This window comes from Methylobacterium amylolyticum (assembly GCF_030700245.1).
Lineage (GTDB): Bacteria > Pseudomonadota > Alphaproteobacteria > Rhizobiales > Beijerinckiaceae > Methylobacterium.
Genome location: NZ_JAUYZI010000109.1, coordinates 1 through 5,932 on the forward strand (window position 1 = coordinate 1; position 5,932 = coordinate 5,932).

Consider the following 5,932-nt stretch of genomic DNA (forward strand, 5'->3'; position numbering starts at 1 on the left):
CCTCAGCGACTGTGTTGGCTGTCAAGCGGGTTGCCATGGTTTCTGGTCCCGGATCATGGCGTTGAGGATGGAGAGGAGCTTGTGGGCGACGGCGACGACGGCGACGATCTTGGGCTTGCCGGCGGCCACGAGCCGGTCGCGGAACCGCTTGAGCACGGGGTTGTGCCGGCAGGCGGTGAGGGCTGCCAGGAACAGGGCCGTGCGCACGCTCTTGCGCCCGCCCGACACCATGGCGCGGCCCTTCCCCTTGCCGGACTCGCGCACGAACGGGGCGAGGCCGGCCAGCGCGGCGATCTGCTTGGTCTTGAGCCGGCCGAGTTCGGGCAGCTCGGCCAGGAGCGTGCGCGCCGTGACCGGCCCGACCCCCGGCACCGAGGCGAGCAGGTCCTCGGTGGCGCGCCAGGCCGGCGAGCCGCGCACGCCCGTGTCGATCTCGGCGTCGATCGCGGCGAGTTCCTTCTCCAGCGCCTTGATCAGCCGGGCGATGCTCCTGGCGATCCGCGCCGCCTCGGTGCGCGGGGCCCGGTTCTTCTCGGACGCCAGCATCTCGACGATCTGACGGCGCCGGGCGACCAGATCCGCCAGCATCCGCGTGGCCGCATCCGGCAGCGGCCGCACCGCCGGCTGCGTGGCGGCCGCGAACCGGGCGATCACGGCCGCGTCGATCGGATCCGACTTGGCCCGCTGGCCCAACGCCTTGGCGAAGTGCCGGACCTGGGCCGGATTGACCACCACCAGCGGCAGACCCGCGCCCGCCAGGGCTGCCGCCGCCACCTGCTCGAAGCCGCCGGTCGCCTCGATCGCCACCAGATCCGGCCCCAGCGCCTGCAGGCGCGTCACCAGATCGTTCAGGCCCGTGCCGTCGCGGGCAACCGCGAAGGCCTGACCCTGCGGCAGGACATGCACGTCCAGCCGCGCCTTGCACACGTCGATGCCGACACACACCAGCGCCATTCCGCCCCACCCTTGCGCAACCGGGCTCTTGCGGCCCGAGCGACTGTCCGGGGTCGTGGAATGGGCGGGCAGGCTCCCAAGCTGAGGTGCGGGCTTCAATGCCCCAGGATGAGCCGGGGTCCTGCCCGCCGCCGCAGATCCGACCTTACCAGATCGGATGCGCGAAGACTTACAAGGATGAGGGGGATGGGTGGGATCAGCCGACGCAAACGCCGACGCAAACGCCGAACTGCCGTGGACCGTGGTCCTCGCGAGCGGAGCGAAGCAAACCGGCGGCGGCATCTCCGGAGAACACGCGCCGCCCTGAGTCGTGCCTCCGGGTGGACCGCGCGGTCGCGGGCGATCGGGATGCGAGAGCGGGAGCAGCCCGAGCCCGCGCTCCGGTGCCGGCGGACCCCGGCTCGCGCGACGGGTCGCGCCGTGATAGCCCCGCGACGCCCACTGTTCCACCCCGGGCCGCAGCCTCCCCCGCTGCCCGTCTCGTCGGCCGCTCCGCCGCGCCCGCGAGGACGGCGCGGCCGCCGGAACCGTCCCTTCTCCCGAGGATCGGGGCTTCGCGCCCCGCCCGAGACCCCTCAAGCTTGCATCATGGACCGAGACCGGCCAACTGAGCCCGCCCCCGAGGGTGGCGGGCGCGGCCCCGACCTCTTGTATCTCCTCACCGACATCGCCCTCTCCAACTGGTACCTGATCCGGCGCGAGCAGATCCGGATCCGGGGCGCGGCGGCGCTCGTCGGGCCGACGGGGGCGGGCAAGTCGACGATCTTCGACGCGGTCGGCACCGTGCTCGCCGGCAACAACGCCAGCCGGCTGGCGCTCAACGCCTCGGCCTCGGGCCGGAGCGCGCGCACCGTGCGCGACTACTGCCTCGGCTGGATCAGCGACCCGGCCGAGGGCGGCCGCCCGACGCGGGAAGCCTGCGAGACGGTGTTGGCCCTGGTGTTCGAGAACCCGGTCTCGGGCCGGGTCGTCACCGTCGGCCTCGCGCTCGCCGCCCGCGCCGACGAGCCGAAGGAGACGGTGCTGTCGCGCTTCATCGCGGTCGGCCACCGCTTCGCGATCCACGACCACGCGCGCTCCACGGGTGCCGGCACCTTCACCGCCCCGTGGGCCGAGATCGCCGCCGACCTGAAGGCCCGGGCCGAGAGCTTCACCGAGTACCGCACCTCGGGCGAGCGCTTCACCGCCGATCTCCTGGCGACCCTGCGCGAGGGGGCGCCCGCCCCGGAGCCGCGGCATTTCCTGCGCAGCTTCGCCAACGCGGTGGCGTTCAAGCCGATCTTCGACACCAGCGCCTTCGTGCGCGCCTTCGTCCTCGACCCGGAGCCGCTGGACGTCGAGCGGGTGCGCCAGTCGATCGCCAACTGGCGGCGCCTCCTGGAGACCATCGGCGAGCTGGAGGCCCGGCTCGCCCGCCTGAAGCGCCTGCGCGACCGCTACGACGCCTGGGGCGTGGCGGTGCTGGAGGCGGCCGACCACGAGCTGCGCGCGGCCGGCGCCGAGCTGCGCCGCCGCACCCTCGACCTCGCCGCCGTGCGCGGCCGGCTGCGCGAGGGCTCCGACGCCCTGCGCATCGCCCGCGAACGCGTGACCGCGAGCCGCGGCTTCGTGCGCGACATCGACGGCGAGATCGCCGAGAAGAAGGCCCTGCTCGCCGGCACCGCCACCGAGGGGCGGCTCGCCGCCTCGACCCTCGGCCTGTCGATGCTGGAGCGGGACCGGCGCGACCTCGTCGCCCGCCTCGCCGACCTCGTCGGCCTCGTCGGGCAGATGGGCCGGCTCCAGACGGTCGCCCCCGTCCTGCGCACCCTCGCGCCGCAGGCCGCGCGCCTCGCCGAGACCTGCGCCCGCGCCGGCCTGCGCCGCGAGGCGCCCCCGGAGGAGACCCTGCGCCCCGAGGGCCCGCTCGCCGAGCTGGTCGAGGGGCTGGCGCGGCTGCCCGAGTTCGACGAGGCGCTGGAGCGGGCCGCCGAGGACGCCGCCCTGAAGGCGCGCCAGCAGGAGGCCGAGGCCGAGCGGACCGCGCCGCGCACCGGCGCCGGACCGGCGGCGCGCCTGTCCTCCGACACCCTCGCCTTCCGGGCCGAGCTGGAGCGGCGGGGCATCGACGCGACGCCGGTCTGCGAGGTCGCCGAGATCGTCGACCCGACCTGGGGGCCGGCGCTGGAAGGACTGCTCGGCCGCGCCCGCGAGGCGCTGATCGTCGCCCCCGACCGGCTGAACGAGGCGTTCGGCGTGCTCCAGGCCGGACGCGACCGGTTCCACCGCTGCGTGCTGGTCAAGACCACCGACACCGCCCGCCAGCGCGCCCGCCGCTACGACGACGGCCCGCTGACCGTGATCGAGACCAGCGACCCGCACGCCGAGGCGTTCCTGGGCGTCCGGCTCGGCGGCTACGACCTCGCCAGGAACGACGCCGAACTCGCACACCTGACCCGCGCGGTGGCCCCGAGCGGGCGCACCACCGCGGGCATGGCCTACACGGTCACGCGCGGCGTCGACCTGCTGATGACCCGCGGCCATCGCGGGCCGACCCCGGAGAGCCGCCGCGCCCACGAGGCGGCGGTGACGGAAGCCAAACGCCTGCGCGGCGAGGCGGCGGTCCTGCGCGAGGCCGCCCGCACCGCGGCCGCGATCCGCGCCCGGATCGCCCGCGGCCTCGACGACGTCGACGTCCTGCGCGGCGAACTCGACGGCCTGGAGGGTCGGCGGCGCACGCTTCAAACGGAGCGCGAGGCGATCGAGCGGCGCGACACCGCCGGGCTCACCGCCGAGGTCGCGGCGCTCACCGCGGAGCGGGTCGCCTACCTGCGCGAGCTGTCCGAGGAGCTGGAGCCGAAGCTCGACCGGATGCTCGCCGACGAGGCGGCGCTGCGCGCCCGGCTCGGCACCACCCGCGAGGCCGCCCGGGCCGGCCTCGCCGGCCGCCGCGCGGCGTTCCGCGGGCTCGTCGGCGGCGACGCGATGCGGGTGCGGCTCGCCCGCTCGCAGGCCTTCGAGCCCGCGGCGGTCGCCGCGGCCCGGCGGGCGCTGGCGGGCCTCGACGCCAAGGCGGCCGCCGCGCTGGCGTCGGCCGAGCGCAGCCGCGCCCGCGAGGCGGCGGAGGCGGCGCGCTCGCACGGCCGGGTCGCCGAGCGGGAACTGGCCGAGGCCTGCGCCGCGTGGCGGATCGAGAATCCCCTGCGCGAGGGCGACGCCCCGGCGATCCAGGGCTACGCGTGGGTCCGGCGCGAGTACGAGGCGGTGGAGGGGCACGAGCTGCGCCGCTACCGCGCCCAGGCCGAGCGGGCCGAGGCCGAGATGCGCCGGCTGATGACCGAGGATCTGCTGACCCGGCTCGCCGACCGGTTCGAGCGGGTCCACGCCCGGCTCGCGGGCCTCAATGAGCGCCTGTCGGCCAAGAGCTTCACCGGCCAGATCTACGCCTTCGAGGCCGCGGTCGACCGGCGCTACGCCGCCGTCCACGCGCTCGCCGTCGAGACCGCGCGCTCGCCGGAAGCCGCGCAGGCGCTCCTGTCCGGCGCGGTGGAGGGGCCGATGGCGGCGGCCCTGGAGGAGATCACCGCGCTGATCGCCGGCGCGGAGGAGGCGGGGCGGCTCGCCGACTACCGCAACTACTTCGTCTACGAGATCGGCATGCGCGACCGGGCGGGCAACCGCACCACCATGTCGGCGCGGGCGCTGCGCGGATCGGGGGGCGAGGCGCAGGCGCCGTTCTACGTCGCCATCGCGGCGTCCCTCGCCAGCGCCTACTATCCCGGCGACCGGCCCGGCGACGAGAACCCGGGCCTCGGCCTCTGCCTGCTGGACGAGGCGTTCTCGAAGCTCGACGTGCGCAACAGCCAGGCGCTGGTCGACCTCTACCGGGCCTGGGGGCTCCAGCTCCTGATCGCCGCGCCCGAGGACAAGCGCACGACGCTGACCGAGGTGATGGACACGGTGGTCACGGTCTACAAGAGCCCGGACCTGCGCGCGGTGCGGATCGAGTCCGAGCACCCGCTTGAGGCGGCGCGCCGGGCGCTGCGGGAGATCAACCCCGAGCACCGGGGGATCGACGGCTACCGCGAGGCGGACGCCGCGGAGTGATACCAATGGCCCTAGATGTTGACCTGTGCCCAGTCACGCGAGGTCATGGATGTAACGAGGTCTGGGTCGTTGGCGAAGAAGTTCCAAGCGTCGCAGCAGGCGTCGACGATCTGTCGGTAGTCGCGGAAGACCCGGTTGGCGAGCTTGTTCTGGCGCAGGTACTGCCAGACCAGCTCCATCGGGTTCAGCTCGGGCGATGAGGCCGGCAGGTGGAGCAACGTGATGGTGTCCGGGACCACCAGGCCACGCGGTCGGCGCGTCTTGGCGGTGCCGTGATAGCCGGCACCGTCCAGAACCAGGATCGCGTGCGCGCCGGGCGCGACCTGCTTGCTGATCTCAGCCAGATGCAGCGACATCATCGTGGTGTTGACCGTCGGCAGCACCAGGGCCGCGCTGGTGCCGCGCGCTGGGCAGGCCGCCCCGAACACATACGTCCACTTGTAGCGTTGGTCGCGCGGCGCCCGCGGGCGCGTGCCCTTGCGCGCCCAGACCCGCGTCAGCGTGCCCTGCTGGCCGACGCGCGCCTCGTCCTGGAACCAGATCTCGAGCGGCTTGTCGCGGGCGGGCTCGGGCAGGATCTCCGCCACGCGCGCGGCGAAGTTTTTTTAAAAGCCTGCTGGGTCTCGTCGGTGGCCTTGGGATGCTGCGGGCGCACCGACAGCCGCACGAAGCCCAGTGCCGCCAGGTGCTTGCCGACCGTGCGCTCGTGCATCTCGACCCCGAACAACTCCTTGATCCGCGCCTGCAGGTCGACCCGGCGCCAGCGCACGACGCCATCCTTGTCGACGTCCGGCCCCGCCTCGACCAGGGCCGCCAGTTGCTGCTTCTGCTCGGGCGTCAGCTTGGCGGAGCGGCCCGGTGCCTGGCGGTCGCGCAGACCCGCCAGCCCCTC

Annotated in this window: 2 protein-coding genes and 1 pseudogene; 1 reads left to right on the forward strand and 2 read right to left on the reverse strand. The window is 74.5% G+C overall.

Annotated features, from left to right (window positions below):
• Positions 1 to 21 precede the first annotated feature (21 nt).
• On the reverse strand, positions 22 to 954 hold the full coding sequence (locus tag Q8W71_RS32195; protein WP_305526449.1) for a transposase: 933 nt from the start codon (positions 952 to 954) through the stop codon (positions 22 to 24).
• 648 nt (positions 955 to 1,602) lie between these two features.
• Between Q8W71_RS32195 and Q8W71_RS32200 the strand changes: the two genes are divergently transcribed.
• Complete coding sequence (locus Q8W71_RS32200) at positions 1,603 to 5,040, forward strand: SbcC/MukB-like Walker B domain-containing protein (RefSeq protein ID WP_305529404.1); 3,438 nt, start codon at positions 1,603 to 1,605, stop codon at positions 5,038 to 5,040.
• Positions 5,041 to 5,051: 11 nt separating this feature from the next.
• On the opposite strand, the pseudogene Q8W71_RS32205 reads toward Q8W71_RS32200, so the two are convergent.
• Positions 5,052 to 5,932 (reverse strand): annotated as a pseudogene (locus Q8W71_RS32205) (IS630 family transposase); the annotation flags it as partial.

Excerpts from the sequence above, each read along its gene's own strand:
- Q8W71_RS32195 (WP_305526449.1), bottom strand. The coding sequence starts at position 954 with ATGGCGCTGGTGTGTGTCGGCATCGACGTGTGCAAGGCGCGGCTGGAC.